Source organism: Micromonospora sp. NPDC049051 (genome assembly GCF_043197575.1).
Lineage (GTDB): Bacteria > Actinomycetota > Actinomycetes > Mycobacteriales > Micromonosporaceae > Micromonospora.
This window is the reverse complement of sequence record NZ_JBICTL010000008.1, coordinates 1-17,901: the sequence shown is the minus strand read 5'-3', so window position 1 is coordinate 17,901 and position 17,901 is coordinate 1. Positions and strand designations below refer to the sequence as shown.

Below are 17,901 nucleotides of genomic sequence, written 5' to 3'. Positions count from 1 at the left end.
GTCCACTCAGGCCGGTGCGGCGTGCTCCGACTCGCGCCGTTCCCGGGTCAGTTCCCGCCAGTCGGTGACCACCGGAACCAGTTCGCCGCCGGCCCACAGGGGCAGTTGGTCGTCGAAGTGCGGGTCGCCGGGTCGCCCGGACGCGCCGAAGGGGACGATCCAGCGGCTCCGCGCGCGGTCGGTCAGGTCCCACACGTAGCGGGCCACCGGGCCCCGCCAGCAGGCGTCGGACACGCCGGGCACGCTCGACGTGGCGAGCACGCAGTCGCCGTCGCCGGCCAGCGTGACCCGCTCGCGCATGGCCCGTACCGCCTCGTCGACGGCCGGCGCCACGCCGAGGTGGACGGGGTGCAGTACGTGGCGCCGGCCCCACGGCCCGGGCGGGTCGCCCGCCGCGACATCCTCGAGCGCGCCGGCCGCCACCGGGCCGATCTCACCGCCCAGGCGGTGCAGCCCGGTGGCCACCCCGTCGAGGGCGTGCCCGATGCGCGACAGCGGGTCGGTCCACGGCGCGAAGAGGCCGTCGAACGCGCCGGGGGTCTCGTGCAGGGGGCGCAGGCACGGGTGGTCGTACAGCCGGCGGGCCAGCGCCGCGCGCCACGCGGCCCAGGCGCCGGCGTCGGTGCTCTCGGCCCCCATCCGGCCGTCCCACGTGGTCAGCCGGTCCCGCAGGCGCCGCGCCGGCTCGCTGAGGCCGCCGGGGTCGAGCCGGTCGAGCACGCCGCGCAGCGCCCCGGTCTCCAGCCGGGTGTCCATGTGTACGGCCTCCGCCCGGACCCCGTCGGCGAGCAGGGCACGGATGCGGCGGGCCCGGTGCGGCGGGGCGAAACCGCTGCCCAGGTCCGCCACGTCGGGGCGGCGGTCGTTGGCGCAGACGGCGAACCCGTCGACGGTGCTGCGGCGCGGCTCGGCGTAGCCGCCGTGCCAGTGGTACCGCGGATCCGCGCCGGGCACCGGCTCCCGGCGGCACCGCTCGTCGCGCAGCGGGACGAGCCCGGCGACCAGTTGGTGGACGGTGCCGTGCCGGTCGGCGACGAGGACGCTGTTGACCGGCTCGACCCAGTCGCGCAGGGCGTTGGCGACGTCGTCGGCGCTGCGGGCCCGCAGCAGCGGCAGCAGCGCGTTGAAGCCCAGGCGCTGCTCGACCCGGCTGGGCACGCGCAGGCTGATCGCCTCGCCGGTGCCCCGGTCGTGGTCGACGACGGGCCCGCGTGGCGTCTCGATCACTTCGACGGACCGGGGTTCGCCGCCGCGGACCTCGATCCGCTCGACGTGCCGGTGCGCCGGCACCCAGCCGTCCGCCTCGCGGACCAGGACGCGTTCGCCGTCGTGGCGCAACTCTTCGCGGTAGAGGTCCTGGTAGTCGGCCATGGCGTTGGTGACGGCCCAGGCGACGTCGCCGGCGTGCCCGAAGTGGGGGAGGCCGGGGACGCCGGGGAAGGCGAAGCCGAACACGTCGAACTCGGGGCAGGCGAGGCGCACCTGCTGGTAGATGCCGGGCAGTTCGAGGACGCGGTGCGGGTCGCCGGCGACGAGCGGCGCCCGTTCGGTGCCGGGGTCACCGGGCACGGCCCACGCGTTGCTGCCCGATCCGCCGGGGCCCTCGACGGCGAACAGGTCGACCGCCGACGGGCCGAGGGTGGCGGCGACGTGGGCGTGCCACAGCTTGGTGGGGAAGGTGGAGAAGAGGATGTGCTGGACGAGGAAGACACCCAGCGGGGACCACGGCCGCCACCGGCCCGGGACGCAGCCGACCGCCGCGAACTCGGGTGCCGCGGCGGCGCCCTCGGCCAGCCCCTCGTTCACCCCGTCGACGTACGCCGTCACCCACCGTCGGGTGGCGGGGGCGAGCCGCTCGAAGCAGCGCCGGGCGGTGTCGTCGAGGCGGGCCCGGCGGGCGAAGACGTCCCAGCCCAGTTCGGCCGGGCCGACGTGCTCGGCGAGCCGACCCTCCGAACGCCACCGTTCCACTTCGATCTGCCAGGTCCGGTCGACGGCCGCGACCCGCCCCTGCAACCGGGCGAGCCCGTCGGCGCTGTCGGCGCGCAGGTGTGGGATTCCCCACCGGTCACGATAGACGCCGGTCATCGTCGTGCCTCGCGAATGGGCGGTCGCGCCACCTGCCACAGGAATGTCAACTTAGGCTACCCTCCCCTAACCGGGGCCGACCTTACCTGGCGGGTGCGTGCAGCGGAACCGGGCGGCCCTGGTGCTCAGGGCGACGGGCGCCCGGGCGCCGACGAGGCGTCGAGTTGAGTGATATCGCTCAATGTGGGGAGCGATATTGACACGAGCTTAGGTTAGGGTAACCTAAGCTCGCTCGATCACCGACTGCGGGCGGCTGGTGACATCCCGCCATCCTGCCCCGTCCGTCCATTCCCGACCGCTGAGGACCCGCATGAGCCTGCCCGGACCCACCGTCCAGGTGCCTTCGACCGGAGTGACCCCCGGGTCGGAGGGTGCCCGCGCCCACCTGTTCACCGCCGGCACGGTCGAGGAGTACCGGCGGGTGCTGACCGAGGGGATCGGCCGGGTGGCGGCCCGGGTGGCCGAGGTGGACCGGCCGTTCACCGGCGTGACACCGGACGAGCTGGCCCCGCGGATCGCCGGCATCGACCTGGACCGGCCACTGGGCGACAGCGGCGCCGCCCTCGACGAACTGCACGACGTCTACCTGCGTGACGCCGTCTACTTCCACCACCCCCGCTACCTGGCGCACCTCAACTGCCCGGTGGTGATCCCCGCGCTGCTCGGGGAGGCGGTGCTCAGCGCCGTCAACTCCTCGCTGGACACCTGGGACCAGAGCGCCGGCGGCACCCTGATCGAACGCCGGCTCGTCGACTGGACCACCGACCGGATCGGCCTCGGCCCGGCTGCCGACGGCATCTTCACCAGCGGCGGCACCCAGTCCAACCTCCAGGCGATGCTGCTGGCCCGCGAGGAGACCTGCGCGAACCTCGTCGGCCGGGCCACCGAGCGGCAGTCCCGCCCGGAGCTGCTGTCCCGGCTGCGCATCATCACCTCGGCGGCCGGGCACTTCAGCGTGCAGAAGGCCGCCAAGATGCTCGGCCTCGGCGCCGAGGCCGTCCTCACCGTGCCCACCGACGCCGACCGGCGGATGCGTACGGCCGACCTGGCCCGGGAGATCGCCCGGTGCCGGGAGGAGGAGCTGGTGGTGATGGCCGTCGTCGCCACCGGCGGCACCACCGACTTCGGCACCATCGACCCGCTGCCGCAGATCGCCGACATCTGCGCCGCCGCCGGCGTGTGGCTGCACGTCGACGCCGCGTACGGCTGCGGGCTGCTGGTGTCGCCGACCCGGCGGCACCTGCTCGACGGCATCGAGCGGGCCGACTCGGTCACCGTCGACTACCACAAGTCGTTCTTCCAGCCGGTCAGCTCCAGCGCGCTGCTGGTACGCGACCGGCGTGTGCTGCGGCACGCCACCTGGCACGCCGACTACCTCAACCCGGCCCGGATGGTCGAGCAGCGCATCCCCAACCAGGTCGACAAGAGCATCCAGACCACCCGCCGCTTCGACGCCCTCAAGCTCTGGCTGACCCTGCGGATCATGGGGCCGGACGCGATCGGCGAGCTCTTCGACGAGGTGGTCGACCGCGCCGCCGCCGCGTGGCAGTTGCTCACCGAGGACCCCCGCTTCGAGGTGGTGACCCGCTCGCAACTGAGCACCGTGGTCTTCCGCTACCTGCCGGCCGCCGCCGGACGGGAGGTCGTCGACGACGCCAACCTGTACGCCCGCGAGGCGCTGGCGGCCTCCGGCGCCGGCCTCGTCGCCGGCACCAAGGTCGACGGCGCGCACTACCTCAAGATCACCCTGCTCAACCCCGAGACCACGCTGGACGACATCGCCCACGTCCTCGACCTCGTCGCCGAACACGCCGGCTGGTACGCGCAGACCAGGGCCACCGTCGAGCTGTCCTGCCCCGTCGGCTGACGATCCCCATCCCGCATCGGAGAACCACATGTCGACCCACGACTTCATCGCCGTCGGGCTGGGCCCGTACAACCTGGGCCTGGCCTGCCTGACCGAGCCGATCGACGACCTCGACGGCATCTTCCTGGAGGCGCGGGAGAGCATCAGCTGGCACCCCGGGATGCTGCTGGAGTCGACCCGGCTCCAGACGCCGTTCATCGCCGACCTCGTCACGCTCGCCGACCCGACCTCGCCGTACTCCTTCCTCAGCTACCTCAAGGAGTCCGGGCGGCTGTACCCGTTCTACATCCGGGAGAGCTTCTTCCCGCTGCGCAGCGAGTACGACGACTACTGTCGCTGGGCCGCCGGCAAGCTGAGCAGCGTCCGGTACGGACAGCAGGTCACCGCCGTCGAGTTCGACCCGGCCGACGAGCACTACACGGTGCGGGTCACGGTCACGGCCACGGGAGAATCGGTCACCTACCGGGCCCGGCACCTGGTGCTCGGCACCGGCACCCCGCCGTACGTGCCGGACGCCTGCGCGGGGCTCGGCGGCGACGTGATCCACAACTCGCGGTACCTGGAGCGGCGGGCGGCGCTGCGCGCGAAGCGGAGCATCACCGTGATCGGCAGCGGGCAGAGCGCGGCCGAGATCTACCACGACCTGCTCAGCGACATCGACACGTGCGGCTACCAGCTCAACTGGGTGACCCGCTCGCCCCGGTTCTTCCCCCTCGAATACACCAAGCTCACCCTGGAGATGACCTCGCCGGACTACGTGGACTACTTCCACGCCCTGCCGGAGCCCACCCGCTACCGGCTGGAGTCCGCGCAGAAGGGGCTGTTCAAGGGCATCAACGCCGACCTGATCAACGAGATCTACGACCTGCTCTACGCCAAGAGCCTCGCCGGTCCCGTACGCACCCGGCTGCTGACCAACACCGAGCTGACCACCGCCACCTACGACGAGCCGGGCGGCACGTACACGCTGGGCCTGCACCACGTCGAGCAGGGGCGCGACCTCACCCTGGACACCGAGGGGCTGGTGCTGGCCACCGGCTACCACTACCGCGTACCGGAGTTCCTGGAGCCGGTACGCGACCGGATCCGCTGGGACGCGCACGGGCGCTTCGACGTGGCCCGCAACTACAGCATCGACCACACCGGACGCGGCATCTTCCTACAGAACGCCGGCACCCACACGCACAGCGTCACCTCGCCCGACCTGGGCATGGGCCCGTACCGCAACTCGTGGATCATCCGGGAACTGCTCGGCCGCGAGCACTACCCGATCGAGAAGGGCATCGCCTTCCAGGAGTTCGGCGTGCCGGCCGGGGCCGCGTCGTGACCGAGATGGTCCACCGCCGGGTCGACGAGCGGCTCGGCGAGTTCACCCTGCGTACGCTCGACCCGGACGCCGACGCGCCGCTGCTGCACCGCTGGGTGACCCACCCGAAGGCGGCGTTCTGGCTCATGCAGGACGCCGACGTGACCCGGGTCGCCGAGGAGTACCGGCGGATCGCCGCGCACCCGCACCACGACGCGTTCATCGGCCTGCACGAGGGCCGCCCGGCCTTCCTCGCCGAGCGGTACGACCCCGCCCACGTCGAACTCGTCGGCCTGTACGACGCGGCCGACGGCGACGTCGGCATGCACTTCCTCTGCGCGCCCGCCGACGCGCCGGTGCACGGCTTCACCCTGGCGGTGATCACCACCGTGATGGCATGGCTCTTCGCCGACCCGGCCACCCGCCGGGTCGTCGTGGAGCCCGACGTGCGCAACACGGCGGTGCACGCGCTCAACGCGGCCGTCGGCTTCACCGTCGTCGGCCCGATCCGCAAGCCCGAGAAGGACGCGCTGCTCAGCGTCTGCACCCGTGACCAGTTCCACGCCGCAACCCGAGGAGACGTGCCCGCGTGAACCCGCTCGCATCCGTGGCCCACCTGACGCCCGCGAACTGGGCCCAGGCCAACCGGCTGCTGGTCCGCAAGGCGCTGGCCGAGTTCGCCCACGAGCGGCTCCTCGCGCCCGAGCCCGTGCCCGCCGACGAGCCCGTCCCCGCCGACCCGGCCACCGCCGCACGCCGGTACCAGGTGCGCGGCGACGACGGCGAGGTCGTCTACCGCTTCACCGCGAGCCTGCTGGCCCTCGACCACTGGCGGATCGACGCCGACAGCATCACCCGGCACCGTGGCGACACCGAGCTGCCGCTGGACGCGCTGGAGTTCTGCCTCGACCTGCGCGGCGCGCTCGGCCTCACCGACCAGATCCTCCCCGTCTACCTGGAGGAGATCAGCTCCACCCTGGCCAGCACCGCGTACAAGCTCGACAAGCCGGCGGTCAGCGCCGCCGACCTCGCCGAGGCGGACTTCCAGGCCATCGAGACCCAGATGACCGAGGGCCACCCCGGCTTCGTCGCCAACAACGGCCGCATCGGCTTCGGCATCCACGAATACCACGCGTACGCCCCGGAGGCCGGCAACCCGGTGCGGCTGATCTGGCTGGCCGCCCACCGCGACCGGACGACCTTCACCTGCGCCGCCGACCTCGACTACGACACGCTGATCCGCGCGGAACTCGGCGACGACACCCTCGCCGGGTTCGCGGACACCCTCACCGGGCTCGGCCTCGACCCGGCCGACTACCTGCTCGTCCCGGTGCACCCGTGGCAGTGGTGGAACAAGATCTCCGTCACCTTCGCCGCCGAGGTGGCGCAGCGCCGGCTCGTCTGCCTCGGCCCCGGCCCCGACGAGTACCTCGCCCAGCAGTCCATCCGCACCTTCTTCAACGTCACCGACCCGTCCCGGCACTACGTCAAGACGGCGATGTCCGTGCTGAACATGGGCTTCATGCGAGGGCTGTCGGCCGCGTACATGGAGGCCACCCCGGCCATCAACGACTGGCTCGCCGACCTCATCGACGGCGACGAGGTCCTCAAGGGCACCGGCCTGACGATCATCCGGGAGCGGGCCGCCGTCGGGTACCGGCACCTGGAGTACGAGGCGGCCACCGACCGGTACTCCCCGTACCGCAAGATGCTGGCGGCCCTGTGGCGGGAGAGCCCGGTGCCCACCCTGGCGCCGGGCCGGCGGCTGGCCACCATGGCGTCCCTGCTGCACACCGACCGCGACGGCCGCTCGTTCGCCGCCGCGCTGATCGCCCGCTCGGGGCTGGCGCCGCAGGTGTGGCTGCGCCGCTACCTCGACGCCTACCTCACCCCGCTGCTGCACAGCTTCTACGCCCACGACCTGGCCTTCATGCCGCACGGCGAGAACGTCATCCTCGTCCTGGACGGCGCAACGGTCGAACGGGCGATCTTCAAGGACATCGCCGAGGAGATCGTGGTCATGGACCCCGACGCCGACCTGCCCCCGCCGGTCCGGCGGGTCCGGGCCGACGTGCCGGAGGACATGAAGCTGCTGTCCATCTTCACCGACGTCTTCGACTGCTTCCTGCGCTACCTCAGCGCCATCCTGGTCACCGAGGACGTGCTGGACGAGGAGACCTTCTGGCGGACGGTCGCCGAGTGCGCGATCGACTACGCCGACAGCGTCCCGCACCTCGCCGAGCGGTTGCGACGCTACGACCTGTTCGCCCCGGAGTTCGCGCTGTCCTGCCTGAACCGGCTCCAGCTGCGTAACAACCAGCAGATGGTCGACCTGGCCGACCCCTCGGCCGCCCTGCAACTGGTCGGCAACCTGACCAACCCCATCGCCCGCTTCGCCCCGGCCGCGCGATGACGGCCACGTCGCTCGCGCCGGCCGCCGGGGCACCGGCCGACGGCGGGGACGGCCGGGTACGCGGCCGGTGGCTGATCCTCGTCGTACTCTGCCTCGCCCAGGTCACCGTGGTGCTCGACAACACGGTGCTGACCGTGGCGATCCCCGTGCTCACGACCGAACTGGCCGCCAGCACCGCCGACGTGCAGTGGATGATCAACGCGTACGCGCTGGTGCAGTGCGGGCTGCTGCTCACCGCGGGCAGCGCCGCCGACCGGTACGGCCGCCGCCGGATGCTGCTGGCCGGGCTCGTGCTGTTCGGGCTCGGCTCGCTGGCCGCCGGGCTCGCCCAGTCCAGCGGGCAGCTGATCGCGGCCCGCGCCGGCATGGGCGTCGGCGGCGCGCTGCTGGTCACCGCCACCCTCGCGGTGGCGATGCAGGTCTTCGACGGCGCCGAGCGGACCCGGGCGATCGGCCTCTGGGCGGCGGCGAGCGCCCTGGGGTTCGCGGCCGGGCCGCCCTTCGGTGGGCTCATCCTCGCCCACCTGCCGTGGGGGGCGATCTTCCTGGTCAACGTCCCGATCGTGCTGGTCTGCCTGGTGGCGGCGTGGGCGCTGGTGCCCGAGTGGCGCCAGCCGTCCGGCAGCCGCCTCGACCTGGGCGGGGTGCTGCTCTCCACGACCGGCCTGACCGGGGTCGTCTACGCGATCATCGCCGGGCCGGAGCAGGGCTGGACCGCCGCCCCGGTGCTCGGCACGGCGGTCGCCGGGGTGCTCCTGCTCGCCGCCTTCGTGGCCTGGGAGCGGCGGGTCGCCGATCCCATGCTGGACATGCACTTCTTCCGCAATCCGCGCTTCGTGGGCGCGGTCTCCGGGGTCGTCCTGATCACCTTCGGGGCCACCGGCGCGCTGTTCCTGCTGACCCAGCACCTGCAGTTCGTCCGCGGCTACCCGGCCTGGGAGGCGGGGCTGCGGATGATGCCGTTCGCGCTCTCCATCGTCGTGCTGAACCTGGGCGGGATCGCCGCGCGGGTGATCCGCCGGCTCGGGCTGGCGTGGTCGATCGCCCTCGGCATGACGCTGCTCGCCGGTGGTCTCGCCCTGATCACCCACGCCCCGTCGGACAGCTACGGGGTACTGCTGCCGGGCCTACTGATCATGGGCGCCGGCTGCGCCGTGGCCAACCCGGCCATCGTCGAGGCCGTGCTGAGCGCGATCCCGCCGGAGAAGGCCGGGGCCGGCGCGGGGGTGGACGGCACCATGACGGAGGTCGGCAGCAGCCTCGGCATCGCCGTGCTCGGTGCCATCCTCAACGCCCGGTTCGCGGCCCTGCTGCCGGCCGCCGTGGCCGGCGCCGGGTCCTTCCCCGCCGCGCTGGCCGCCGCGCGGAGCGAGCCGGAGCGCGCGGCGGTCGCCGCCGCGTTCCGCTCCGCACTGGAGACCGGTCAGACGGTCGGCGCCGTGGCCGTCTTCGCGGGTGGCTGCGTCGCCGCCGCGCTGCTGCTGCGGGCCGAGCGGGCCGGCTGACGCCGGCCCGCTGGCGGTTCCGCTCCGGCGCACTGACGCCTGACGCTGCCGCACTGCGGCACTGCCGCACTGCGTGCCGGCGTCAGGGCCGGCGCAGCGTCCGCAGCGCGCCGGCCCAGGCGACCACCTCGTCGAGCATGGTTCCGACGGCCTGCTCGTGGTGCGCCGCGGGCCGGAAGTCGCGGAAGTTGACGAAGTCGGTCGTCAGGGAGAGCGCGACCTGGGACCGGACGTCGGCCACACCGAGCTGCCCGAGCACCAGCCGCAGGTGCTCCGCCGCCCGGGTGCCGCCGTGCACGCCGTAGCTGACGAAGCCGGCGGCGGCGTGCTGCCACTCCTGGTACAGGAAGTCGACGGCGTCCTTCAGCGCGCCCGGGATGGAGTGGTTGTACTCCGGGGTGACGAAGACGAAGCCGTCGCACCGGGCGACCGTCGTCGCCCAGCGGCGTACGGCGGGGCGCCTCGACGGCGCCATCGAGGGCGGCAGCATCTCGTCGAAGTGCGGCAGGGCGTAGTCGGCGATGTCGACCAGCTCGACCGTGGCGTCGCCCCGCTTGGCGGCGATGTCGTGCACCCAGCGGGCCACGGCGTCGGCCTTGCGGCCGGGCCGCGTGCTGCCGACGATGACGCCGATCCTGACCATGCTGATCTCCTCTACGAGGTGGGGGTGGGACGCGCGGGGGCCGGCGGGCCCGTCAGGTCACGGGCCAGCTCCACCGCGCCGTGCAGGGACGACAAGGCGCCGAGGGCGGCGGGGCGCACCGGTGGCGCCGGCCGCCCGGGCCGGCCGGCGGAGCGGGCCCGCTCCGCGACGAGCGGCACGAAGCCGGGCAGGCCGGCGGCGAACCCGCCGCCCACGATGGCCAGCGCGGGATCCAGCAGCTCGCCGAGGCTCACCACCGCCGCCGCCAGCGCCCGGCAACTCGCGTCGACCGCCGCCACCGCCCAGGGCTCGCGCCCGTCCAGCCCCGCCCGCAGGTCGTCGAAGCTCACCTCGCCGCCACGTCCGGCACCGGCCCGGCGCAGGGTGGCGGGCCCGGACGCGATCGACTGGAGACAGCCGTGCCGGCCGCAGTCGCAGCGCTCGCCGTCGAGGGCGACGACCACGTGACCGATCTCGGCGGACGAACGGCCGGGCACCGACCGTCCGGCCAGCACCACGCCGCCGCCGATCCCGGTGCCGACGCCCAGGTAGACCACGTCGTCCGCGCCGGCGCGCCGGGCCTCGGCGAGCGCGGCGAGATCACCGTCGTCGGCGACGGCGGTCGCCGCGTCGGGAAAGAGGCGGCGCAGCGCGCCGGTGAGGTCGAGCCCCACCCAGCCGGGCCGCCCGGGCCAGGTGGTGACGGTGCCCGTCGGGTCCGTGGTCGCCGGCATCGCCACCCCGACCGCGTCCACCGGTCCCCACCCGTCGCGCAGCCGGTCCACCTCGGCGGCCAGCACCGCCAGGTCGGCGGCCGGGTCGGCGCCGTGGGGCCAGCGGAAGGTCCGGTCGTACGCCGGCCGTCCGGGCGCCTCCGCGCGTAGGGCGACCTTGGTGCCACCGACGTCGACGCCCAGTACGCCGCCGCGGCGCTGCGGACCGGACACGCCCGGCCTCAGCCCAGCCGCACGTGCAGGTAGACGAGCGCCAGGGCGGCCACCGCGAAGATCACCGGCGTCAGGGTCATCGCGGCCGGGTCCTTCGCCCGGGCGTGGTAGACGACCGCGCCCACCATCTGCAGGGCGAGACCGATCGCCGCCGCGACGCCCAGCGGCGGCCAGAGCAGGCCGAGCAGCAGCCCGGCGACCGCGGCGAGTTCCAGCACCCCCAGCACGCGGGTCAGCCCGGGCGAGACGCCGAGGTGGTCCATCCGCTCGCGCATCTGTGCCTGCCCGGTGAGCTTCGGCACGGCGGTGCCCACGAACACCGCGGCGAGGATGAGGGTCAGGACGAGAACGGGAATGTGCACGTGAGGTCCTTCGGGAAGAGTCGGGACGTGCGGACGACCGTACCGCTGACGTGGCGGCGCCGACGGCACCGGCGGGCGGGGTGTCCGGTCGTCATCGGACGGTCGCGACGAGGGCGCGGGCGGCCAGCCGGTAGCCCAGCGACCCCAGCCCGACGATGACGCCGCTGGCCAGCGGGGCGATCACCGAATCGTGCCGGAAGCTCTCCCGGGCCCAGACGTTCGACAGGTGCACCTCGACGAAGGGCCGGGGATAGTTGGCCAGCGCGTCGCGCAGGCTCCAGCCCGCAATCATGAGGGCGCCCGGGTTCACGATGGCGCCCACGGTGTCGTAGCTGTTCTGGATCGCGTGGATCAGCGCACCCTCGCAGTCGTGCTGCTCGGCCACCACGCCCCAGCCCCGGGCGGCGACCTCCTCGCCGACGGCGCGCTCGATGTCGGCCAGGGTGTCGGTGCCGTAGACCTCCGGTTCCCGCCGGCCGAGGATGCCCAGGTTCGGGCCGTTCAGCAGCAGCACGTCCGACACACTTCACCTCGCGGGGCACGGCCCTGTCCCGCAAGGCCCGATGATCTGGTCCACCGCAGTCTTACTACGCCCACGGCCCCGGGCGAACCGGCGGCGGCCGTGACGCGGGCGGACTAAGGGGTGGCTAGGGGCTGTTAGGGGCGGTGACCGCGCATCCGCTTCGGTTACCGTCCTCCCTGCTGAAGCGACGCCGCCGGCTCCAACGGAAGCGTCTCCTACCGCGAACCGGCCATCCGGCGCCCCGATGGGCCGGACCGCGTACCGGCGGTTTCGGGTCGTCCCGCCCGATGGTCCGGCGAAGCCCCTGGTCTGCCCGAGTTGGGAAGTGGGAAGTCATGAGTGGTCAGCCCTCGACGGTGTCGGAGTTCCCCGAGTGGCCGCAGTACGGCGACGAGGAGCGGACCGGACTGATCCGCGCGCTCGAACAGGGCCAGTGGTGGCGGATGGGCGGCAGCGAGGTCGACTCCTTCGAACAGGAGTTCGGTGACTACCACGGCAGCCCGCACGCGCTTGCCGTCACCAACGGCACCCACGCCCTCGAGGTCGCGCTGGAGGTGCTCGGCGTCGGACCGGGTACGGAGGTGATCGTCCCGGCCTTCACGTTCATCTCGTCCTCGCTGGCCGCCCAGCGCCTCGGCGCGGTCGCCGTGCCGGTCGACGTCGACCTGGACACCTACTGCATCGACCCGGCCGCCGTCGAGGCCGCGATCACCCCCCGTACCAAGGTGATCATGCCGGTGCACATGGCCGGGCAGTTCGCCGACATGGACGCGCTCGACAAGCTCGCCGCCGACGCCGGCGTGGCGCTGCTGCAGGACGCGGCGCACGCCCACGGCGCGCAGTGGCAGGGCAAGCGGGCCGGGGCGCTCGGCTCGGTGGCCGCCTTCAGCTTCCAGAACGGCAAGCTCATGACCGCCGGCGAGGGCGGGGCGGTCGTCTTCCCCGACGAGGAGCTGCGCGAGCGGGCGTTCCTCGTGCACAGCTGCGGCCGGCCCCGCACCGACCGGGACTACCTGCATGGCACCACCGGCTCGAACTACCGGATGGGCGAGTTCACCGCCGCCGTGCTGCGCGCCCAGCTGGCCCGCCTCGACGGGCAGATCGCGCTGCGCGAGCAGCGCTGGCCGCTGCTGTCGCGCCTGCTCGCCGAGATCCCCGGTGTCGTCCCGCAGACCACCGACCCGCGTACCGACCGCAACCCGCACTACATGGCGATGTTCCGCATCCCCGGGATCAGCATCGAGCGCCGCCGCGCCGTGGTGGACGCGCTCATCGCCCGCGGCGTTCCGGCGTTCGTGGCGTTCCGGGCGATCTACCGGTGCGAGGGCTTCTGGAAGGCCGGCGCGCCCGACGAGTCGGTCGAGGCGATCGCGGCCCGCTGCCCCAACGTCGAGCAGATCCACTCCGACTGCGTCTGGCTGCACCACCGCACCCTGCTCGGCACGGAGCAGCAGATGCACGAGATCGCCGCCGTGCTCGCCGACATCCTCGCCGGATGACGGCCCTGCCCCCGTCCGTCGCGTCCGACCGACCGGTGCGGGTCGCGGTGGTCGGCCTCGGCTGGGCCGGGCGGGAGATCTGGCTGCCCCGGCTCGCCGCGCACCCCGGCTTCGAGGTGGTCGCCGTGGTCGACCCGCAGCCCGGGGTCCGCGACCGGGCCCGCGACGCCCACCACGTCGCGTCCGCGTACGCCGACGTCGAGGACCTTCCGGCCGGGGCGGTCGACCTGGCGGTGGTCGCCGTACCGAACCACCTGCACGCCGCCGTCGCCGTCCGGCTGCTGCGCCGGGGCGTACCGGTGTTCCTGGAGAAGCCGGTCTGCCTGACCTCCGCCGAGGCGGGCATGCTGGCCGACGCGGAACGCGACGGCGACGCGGTGCTGCTGGCCGGCAGTGCCGCCCGCTACCGGGCCGACATCCGGGCGCTGGTCGACGTGGCCGGCGGGCTGGGCCCGATCCGGCACGTCGACGTGGCCTGGGTCCGCGCCCGGGGGGTGCCCGACGCGGGCGGCTGGTTCACCCGCCGCGACCTCTCCGGCGGGGGCGCGCTGGTGGACCTCGGCTGGCACCTGCTCGACACGGTGCTGCCGCTGCTCGGCCCGGCCCGCGTCACCCACGCCGTCGGCAGCGTCTCCGACGACTTCGTCAACGACAGCGCGGCCCACGCCGCCTGGCGCAGCGAGGCCGACACCGCCGGCCACGTTCCCGGCGACGTCGAGGACACCGCGCGGGGCTTCCTGGTCACCGCCGACGGGGCCTCGGTCGCCCTGCACGCCTGCTGGGCCTCGCACGAGTCGCTGGACCGCACCACCGTCACCGTGCACGGCGCGGCCGGATCGGCGACGCTGCGCTGCACGTTCGGCTTCAGCCCCAACCGGGAGCCGACGCCGGTGCTGACGCGTACCCGCGCCGGCGAGACCGTCCGGCTGCCGTTGGCCGAGGAGCCGATCGGCGCCGAGTACGACCGCCAGCTCGACGCCCTGCCAGGGCTGCTCGCCGACCCGGCGGCCCGGGGCGCGGCCGTCGCCGAGGCCCGTCGGACCATCGACATCATCGAACGGATCTACCAGTCCGCCCGGCCCACCAGGCCGGAGCGGCAGCACGCGCTGGCGGGTCGTCGCGACGGGTGAGATCCACCGTCGGCCCCAACCGCTTCCGGGAGCAGCCATGAGCCATCCATCATCCACCGTCGAGGTGACCCCGCCGTCGCCGGCGCGCGGCCCGATCCGCGCGGTCGTGTTCGACCTCGACGGCGTCATCGTCGACAGTTCGGCCGTCATGCGGGAGGCGTTCAGCATCGCGTACGCCGAGGTGGTGGGCGACGGGCCGGCGCCGTTCGAGGAGTACAACCGGCACATGGGCCGGTACTTCCCGGACATCATGCGCCTGATGGGGCTGCCGCTGGAGATGGAGGAGCCGTTCGTCCGCGAGAGCTACCGGATGGCCCACCTGGTGCCGCTCTTCCCCGGCGTACGCGAGACCCTGGAGACGCTGCACGCGCGGGGCATCCGGATGGCGGTCGCCACCGGCAAGGCCGGCCCCCGGGCCCGGTCCCTGCTCGACCAGCTCGGCGTGCTGGGCCTCTTCGGCCAGGTGATCGGCTCCGACGAGGTGGCCCGCCCCAAGCCCGCCCCGGACATCGTGCTCCAGGCGCTGGGCCACCTCGACGTGCCGCCGCACCAGGCCATGATGGTGGGCGACGCGGTGATCGACCTGCTCAGCGGTCGGGACGCCGGGGCGACCGCGGTCGCCACCACCTGGCACGGCGGGGACGTCGCCGCGCTGCTCGCCGCCGGCCCCGACCTGGTCGTGCACGCCCCGACGGAGCTCCTCGCGCACTGCCCGGCAGCCCTCGTCCACTGAGACCCGTTCATCCGTTCCCCGTCGTGACCGGAGCGGACCGGTCGTGCGCCGGGCCCGCCCCGCCTCGGGGCGTCGGGCTGGGACACCGTGTGGAGTCCCAGCCCGCCCGGGGTGTCCGGCGTGGCCGGTCGGGTCGGTTCAGCCGTTCTGGCTGACCGGCGCCGTACCCACCACGTAGTTGGTGCCGACCTCGACGCTGTTGGGGATCTCGCGGCTGGTCTGCGTGTCGCAGTTGACGATGTTCCAGTGCAGGTGCGGGCCGGTCACGTTGCCGGTCGCCCCGGAGGTGCCGATCCGCTGCCCCTGCGCCACGCGGTCACCGTTGTTGATGATCGTGGCACTCAGGTGGGCGTACTGGGAGCACCGGTTGTTGCCGTGGTCGACGAGCGCCATGATCCCACCGCCGCCCGCCCAGCCCTCGAAGCGGATGGTGCCCGCGGCGGACGCGAGGATCGGCACGCCCACCGGCATGCCGAAGTCGATGGCGTGCCGGTTGTAGGCGTCGTTGTGGGAGAAGCTGCTGCCCGCCGCCTGGGTGATCGGGTAGGCACGTCCGGCGGCGAACGGCAGCTTGAACTGGGCGGAGCTGCCGCAGAGCGGGACGACCGGGCCGTTCGAGCCGGTCTCCAGGAATCCGTCGGTGACCCACCCGCCGCCCGAGAGCTTGTTCCAGATGTTGGTGACGCCGGCGAATCCCTGGACGGAGTCCCCGCGCACGTGGCAGGTGATGGTGACGGTGTTGCCGTTGGGGATACTGCCGATCACCGCGCCGCTCAGCGCCGGGGCGTTGCGGATGTTCAGCGGGAGCCCGCTGGGTACGTACACCCTGACCTGGGCGGCGGCGTGTGCCGGCACCGCCGCCAGGGCCACGGTCAGACAGGAGACCAGGACAGCGATCAGGGTCTGCGTTGTGCGGCGCAGGGAACTCACCTCCGACTGGCCCGCCGGGGGCGGGCAATCGATCATCATCGACAGCGTGATGCTAGCCCCAGCGGGGCCGTCGCGATACACGCCGATGCGGTTCAGCCGGCCGGTCGGGACGGGACCGCCACCGCGTTCTCAGTGCGTCCCGGCGACGCTCTCGGGCCCGGCTTCCAGGAAGCGCAGCATGTCGGTGGCCAGGATCTCGGCGACGGGGGCGGGGACCAGGTCGGTACGGACGGTGACGCGCAGGAGGGTGCCCCTGTCGCCGGGCAGCACCTCGGCGACACAGGCGCCCGACCACTCCCGGGCGTACGGCTCGACGACCTCCTCGGTGCGGCAGCCGGGCAGCTCCAGCGGGAGGACGAGGTTGTCCTGGTACGCGAAGGAGGGCAGGCTGTTGGCCACCTCGCGGGACATGCCGAGGACCGGGTCGGTGGTCATCTCCAGGAAGGAGACGTCCTGGGCGGCCATCAGCCCGTCCGCCGTCTGCTGGACGGCCCGCAGCAGGTTCTGCTCCGGGCCGTCGAACCGGACCCGGAGGCAGTTGTTGCTGATCCTGCTCGTGAAGGTGGAGTCGAGGATCCGGCTGCCGCGCTGGGCGACGATCATCAGCATGGCGATGTCGTCCTGCTGGTGGATGGTGCGCAGCGCCGAGGCGTAGGCGGCGGCGAAGTAGGTGGAGCGGCTGAACCGCTGTTCGCGGGCGGCCCGGTCCCAGCGGTCCAGCACCTCGGGGGTGACGGCGACGATGTGCCCGGTCTTGGGGCCCCAGGTCGGGGTCTGCTCCAGCAGTTCCTGGGGCCGGCCCTCGCCCTGGCGGGTGAGTCCGCGCAACTGCTCGCGCCAGTACGCCCGCTGCGCGTCGAGGTCGGTGGCGTTGCGCAGGCGGGTGTGCTCGTCGAAGAACTGGCGCAGGGTGGGCGCGGGGCGGTCCCACACGGGTGCCTGGCCGGCCTGGCGCGCGGTGTAGGCGTGGCTGAGGTCGCGTACGAGCAGGGTGTGTGACCAGCCGTCGAAGGCGATGTGGTGGATGCCGATGCCGAACAGGATTCGTTTGGTGGTCTTGTTGCGGATGAGGGCGGCGCGCCAGTTGCGGCCCTGGGTGTAGTCGAGTGGTTGTTGGACGGCGTCGGCGAGTTGGTCGAGGGCGTCTTGTTCGGTGGTGGCGTCGGTGAGTAGGCGTAGCTGTGGCATGCCGGGGTTGGGCGGGATGATGGCGACGGGTGGGTCGGTGCGTCGGTAGCGGGCGTGGAGGGCCTCGTGGCGGCGGTGGACGTCGCCCATGGCGGCCATCAGGGCGCGTAGGTCCAGGTCGCCCTCGATCCACCAGGTGGTCGGACAGACCAGGTCGAAGGGGAGCCAGACGAACTTGCCGACCGCCAGGGTCAGCGGGACGGGGCCGGTCGCGGCGGGGCGGCCGGCGACGGGCGGTGCCTCTTCGGCGGCGGGGCGGCGGGGCGCGGTGGTGAGCCACCGGGCCAGGTCGTGCGGGGTGGGCGTGCGGTGGATCTGCGAGACGGGTACGACGACGTCGGCGGCCTCGTCGATGGCGGCGGCGACGGCGGCGGATTGCAGGGAGGTGCCGCCGAGGGCGAAGAAGCTGTCCCGGGTGCCGACGGGTTCGATGCCGAGTACGGCGGCGAACACGCCCGTGACCATTCGTTCCTCGTCGGTGGCGGCCTCGACGTAGGCCACGCCGAGGTCGGGGCGCTGCGAGCCCGGCTCCGGTAGTGCCTTTCGGTTGATCTTTCCGGTGCCGCCGGTGGGGAAGCGGTCGAGGATCATGATGACGGCGGGGACCATGTAGGGCGGGAGTATGGCGGCGGCGTGGTCGCGTAGCTCTGCGGTGGCGGGGGTGCGGCCGTGGCGTCCGGTGACGTAGCCGACGAGTCGGGCGATGCCTTGGTCTTCGCGGCGGGTGACGACGGCGGTGCCGACGTCGGGGTGTTGTTCGAGGGTGG

15 protein-coding genes are annotated in these 17,901 nt (G+C 73.3%); 8 read left to right on the top strand and 7 right to left on the bottom strand.

Features of this window, described 5'->3' with window-relative positions:
* Positions 1-6 precede the first annotated feature (6 nt).
* A complete protein-coding gene (locus ACGFIR_RS27500; protein ID WP_393008231.1) occupies positions 7-2,088 on the bottom strand; it encodes a penicillin acylase family protein in 2,082 nt (693 codons plus the stop codon).
* A gap of 310 nt (positions 2,089-2,398) precedes the next feature.
* Between ACGFIR_RS27500 and ACGFIR_RS27495 the strand changes: the two genes are divergently transcribed.
* Genes ACGFIR_RS27495 through ACGFIR_RS27475 form a run of 5 tightly spaced genes read left to right on the top strand, consistent with a single transcriptional unit; the run spans position 2,399 to position 9,179 of the window.
* Positions 2,399-3,955 (top strand): pyridoxal phosphate-dependent decarboxylase family protein, encoded by a 1,557-nt coding sequence (locus tag ACGFIR_RS27495; protein WP_393008229.1) that lies wholly within the window; start codon positions 2,399-2,401, stop codon positions 3,953-3,955.
* 28 nt (positions 3,956-3,983) lie between these two features.
* Positions 3,984-5,282 (top strand): lysine N(6)-hydroxylase/L-ornithine N(5)-oxygenase family protein, encoded by a 1,299-nt coding sequence (locus tag ACGFIR_RS27490; protein WP_393008227.1) that lies wholly within the window; start codon positions 3,984-3,986, stop codon positions 5,280-5,282.
* 5 nt (positions 5,283-5,287) lie between these two features.
* Entirely contained in the window at positions 5,288-5,854 is a 567-nt protein-coding gene (locus ACGFIR_RS27485) for a GNAT family N-acetyltransferase (protein ID WP_393008417.1), read from the top strand.
* Entirely contained in the window at positions 5,851-7,674 is a 1,824-nt protein-coding gene (locus tag ACGFIR_RS27480) for an IucA/IucC family protein (RefSeq protein ID WP_393008225.1), read from the top strand. The genes ACGFIR_RS27485 and ACGFIR_RS27480 overlap by 4 nt, the downstream gene beginning before the upstream one ends.
* Entirely contained in the window at positions 7,671-9,179 is a 1,509-nt protein-coding gene (locus ACGFIR_RS27475) for an MFS transporter (protein WP_393008223.1), read from the top strand. Before ACGFIR_RS27480 ends, ACGFIR_RS27475 begins: the two co-directional genes overlap by 4 nt.
* An 82-nt stretch (positions 9,180-9,261) precedes the next feature.
* Here ACGFIR_RS27475 and ACGFIR_RS27470 read toward each other — a convergent pair whose 3' ends face one another.
* The 4 genes from ACGFIR_RS27470 to ACGFIR_RS27455 form a co-directional block, all read right to left on the bottom strand.
* Positions 9,262-9,822, bottom strand: a complete 561-nt coding sequence (locus ACGFIR_RS27470) for an NADPH-dependent FMN reductase (RefSeq protein WP_393008221.1) — start codon at positions 9,820-9,822, stop codon at positions 9,262-9,264.
* An 11-nt stretch (positions 9,823-9,833) separates the two neighbouring features.
* Positions 9,834-10,769, bottom strand: coding sequence for an ROK family protein (locus ACGFIR_RS27465; RefSeq protein ID WP_393008219.1), 936 nt, complete (start codon positions 10,767-10,769; stop codon positions 9,834-9,836).
* Positions 10,770-10,777: 8 nt separating this feature from the next.
* Positions 10,778-11,131, bottom strand: coding sequence for a DoxX family protein (locus ACGFIR_RS27460; RefSeq protein ID WP_393148038.1), 354 nt, complete (start codon positions 11,129-11,131; stop codon positions 10,778-10,780).
* 91 nt (positions 11,132-11,222) lie between these two features.
* Positions 11,223-11,654: a type II 3-dehydroquinate dehydratase gene (locus ACGFIR_RS27455; RefSeq protein WP_393008215.1), complete on the bottom strand. Its 432-nt coding sequence runs from the start codon at positions 11,652-11,654 to the stop codon at positions 11,223-11,225.
* A gap of 335 nt (positions 11,655-11,989) precedes the next feature.
* Between ACGFIR_RS27455 and ACGFIR_RS27450 the strand changes: the two genes are divergently transcribed.
* From ACGFIR_RS27450 to ACGFIR_RS27440, 3 genes are read left to right on the top strand one after another with little or no spacing between them, the layout of a single operon-like run.
* A complete protein-coding gene (locus ACGFIR_RS27450) occupies positions 11,990-13,153 on the top strand; it encodes a DegT/DnrJ/EryC1/StrS family aminotransferase (protein ID WP_393008213.1) in 1,164 nt (387 codons plus the stop codon).
* Positions 13,150-14,283 carry a Gfo/Idh/MocA family protein gene (locus ACGFIR_RS27445; protein ID WP_393008211.1) on the top strand — a complete coding sequence of 378 codons (1,134 nt, stop codon included), beginning with the start codon at positions 13,150-13,152 and terminating at the stop codon, positions 14,281-14,283. Before ACGFIR_RS27450 ends, ACGFIR_RS27445 begins: the two co-directional genes overlap by 4 nt.
* 37 nt (positions 14,284-14,320) lie before the next feature.
* Positions 14,321-15,016: an HAD-IA family hydrolase gene (locus tag ACGFIR_RS27440; protein WP_393008209.1), complete on the top strand. Its 696-nt coding sequence runs from the start codon at positions 14,321-14,323 to the stop codon at positions 15,014-15,016.
* Between the two features lie 138 nt (positions 15,017-15,154).
* Here the strand turns inward: ACGFIR_RS27440 and ACGFIR_RS27435 are convergent, their stop codons facing one another.
* The gene (locus tag ACGFIR_RS27435; protein WP_393008207.1) at positions 15,155-15,985 is read right to left on the bottom strand and encodes a peptidoglycan DD-metalloendopeptidase family protein; all 831 of its coding nucleotides are present in this window, start codon (positions 15,983-15,985) and stop codon (positions 15,155-15,157) included.
* 90 nt (positions 15,986-16,075) lie between these two features.
* The coding region (locus tag ACGFIR_RS27430) for a condensation domain-containing protein (RefSeq protein WP_393008205.1) at positions 16,076-17,901 on the bottom strand (1,826 nt) is incomplete at its 5' end.

Excerpts from the sequence above, each read along its gene's own strand:
- ACGFIR_RS27500 (WP_393008231.1), bottom strand. The coding sequence starts at position 2,088 with ATGACCGGCGTCTATCGTGACCGGTGGGGAATCCCACACCTGCGCGCC.
- ACGFIR_RS27495 (WP_393008229.1), top strand. The coding sequence starts at position 2,399 with ATGAGCCTGCCCGGACCCACCGTCCAGGTGCCTTCGACCGGAGTGACC.
- ACGFIR_RS27490 (WP_393008227.1), top strand. The coding sequence starts at position 3,984 with ATGTCGACCCACGACTTCATCGCCGTCGGGCTGGGCCCGTACAACCTG.
- ACGFIR_RS27485 (WP_393008417.1), top strand. The coding sequence starts at position 5,288 with ATGGTCCACCGCCGGGTCGACGAGCGGCTCGGCGAGTTCACCCTGCGT.
- ACGFIR_RS27475 (WP_393008223.1), top strand. The coding sequence starts at position 7,671 with ATGACGGCCACGTCGCTCGCGCCGGCCGCCGGGGCACCGGCCGACGGC.
- ACGFIR_RS27470 (WP_393008221.1), bottom strand. The coding sequence starts at position 9,822 with ATGGTCAGGATCGGCGTCATCGTCGGCAGCACGCGGCCCGGCCGCAAG.
- ACGFIR_RS27450 (WP_393008213.1), top strand. The coding sequence starts at position 11,990 with ATGAGTGGTCAGCCCTCGACGGTGTCGGAGTTCCCCGAGTGGCCGCAG.
- ACGFIR_RS27445 (WP_393008211.1), top strand. The coding sequence starts at position 13,150 with ATGACGGCCCTGCCCCCGTCCGTCGCGTCCGACCGACCGGTGCGGGTC.
- ACGFIR_RS27440 (WP_393008209.1), top strand. The coding sequence starts at position 14,321 with ATGAGCCATCCATCATCCACCGTCGAGGTGACCCCGCCGTCGCCGGCG.
- ACGFIR_RS27435 (WP_393008207.1), bottom strand. The coding sequence starts at position 15,985 with ATGATGATCGATTGCCCGCCCCCGGCGGGCCAGTCGGAGGTGAGTTCC.